A 1346-nucleotide genomic window follows, 5' to 3' on the forward strand; every position below is an offset into this window, starting at 1 on the left:
GACCTGACAATATAACTTTGTGAATTCATAATATTTATTTTTCAAAGTGACTAACTTAAACTTGAAATTCAAGAACAAGTTTTTTTATTTTAATTTTAATTTTTTAATAATTTATGGATTACAATATTGACAGTTTCCTGGTTCTGCTTGTTTTGCTCCATTTGGATATAATTTTTCTTCAGTATATCCACATTTTTTGCAATTGTAGTGATATGACAGTGCTAATTTAGTAGGGAGGCCACACCAGCTACAAGGTAACCCTTCCTTTTTATTTATCAACTTAAAACCTGGCCATTCACATTTCGGGCAGAGATTGAATATATTCTTAATAAGATTATTAGTAGCAGCCTCAATACTTCTCATTCTAGTTGGATTATATAATGCTCTCATATCAGTTTCTATATATATTTCTCCATCATAAGAATTCTTTAGAGCAAATTCAACCGCATATTCAAGATCCGCTTTATTTGTTATACCTTTAATCATATGATTTTTATCACTTGTAAACTGATTCACTTTTATAACAACTCCATGCTCTGGAAATCCTTTTTCTATGGAAAATTCATAGGCCTCTTGAAAGTTTCTTACTACCTTATGACCATAATTAGTTTCTGTTGTGGTTGCAATGCCACTAATTTCTATATCATTCTCCTTATCAATTAATACTACTATTTCTCGGTTAAATGGTACAAATGGAATGACTGGGTGGGGGCCAAAGGAACCTTCACTGGCAAAAGCTAAGGTTTTATCATATAAGCACATAGCTCCCATTGCCTTATGTCTAGCAGCATCATATTGATCACCCATACGCTCTATATCTCCAGTAAATGTCCCAAACTGATCCGTATTAAATCCTTCAGGAACAACAATTTCAATTCCTAATTCATTTTCTAGTATCGGTGATATTACTTCTTCTTTTTTATGCATCGTTGCTAATATCGCTACACGATTTTTGAAAAGAGAGTGAATAATTTTCCTTTTATCCATTAGCTAAACTCCTTCTATATAGATATACTGGGTGTTTTTGTATAATTACTTAACTACTCGAATTTTTTCTAAATATACTATTCCGGCATACCTTGAAGACAAATATTTATTGTATATCTTTTCAGCCACTTCCACAGCTTGTTCTTCATCCTCAATTATTATTTCTATTCTTATATTTTCACCAAACCTGCTAAGCCCTCCAGATATTGACCTCATACCTCTTTGACCTTGTCCTGAGACATCGTGATAAATAGTGTAAGCTTTAATTTCTAAAGACTCTATATATTTCCTGCATTATTCATAACTTGATTTTTTATAGGTGATTTGCCCATTAAATTGCCAAAAGTGAATGCCAGTTA

2 protein-coding genes are annotated in these 1346 nt (G+C 31.9%); both read right to left on the bottom strand.

Annotated features, from left to right (window positions below; genetic code table 11):
• Positions 1 to 111 precede the first annotated feature (111 nt).
• The gene (locus tag ABD814_RS07665; RefSeq protein WP_344911903.1) at positions 112 to 987 is read right to left on the bottom strand and encodes a DUF6671 family protein; all 876 of its coding nucleotides are present in this window, start codon (positions 985 to 987) and stop codon (positions 112 to 114) included.
• Positions 988 to 1032: 45 nt separating this feature from the next.
• Positions 1033 to 1269, bottom strand: coding sequence for a P-II family nitrogen regulator (locus ABD814_RS07670; RefSeq protein WP_425549069.1), 237 nt, complete (start codon positions 1267 to 1269; stop codon positions 1033 to 1035).
• Between the last annotated feature and the right edge of the window lie 77 nt (positions 1270 to 1346).

The sequence above is a fragment of the Amphibacillus indicireducens genome, assembly GCF_039539605.1.
In the GTDB taxonomy this organism is placed as follows: Bacteria; Bacillota; Bacilli; order Bacillales; family Amphibacillaceae; genus Amphibacillus; species Amphibacillus indicireducens.

What these genes read in the sequence shown, in the direction of transcription:
- ABD814_RS07665 (WP_344911903.1), bottom strand. Translation starts at nt 987, where the DNA reads ATGGATAAAAGGAAAATTATTCACTCTCTTTTCAAAAATCGTGTAGCG.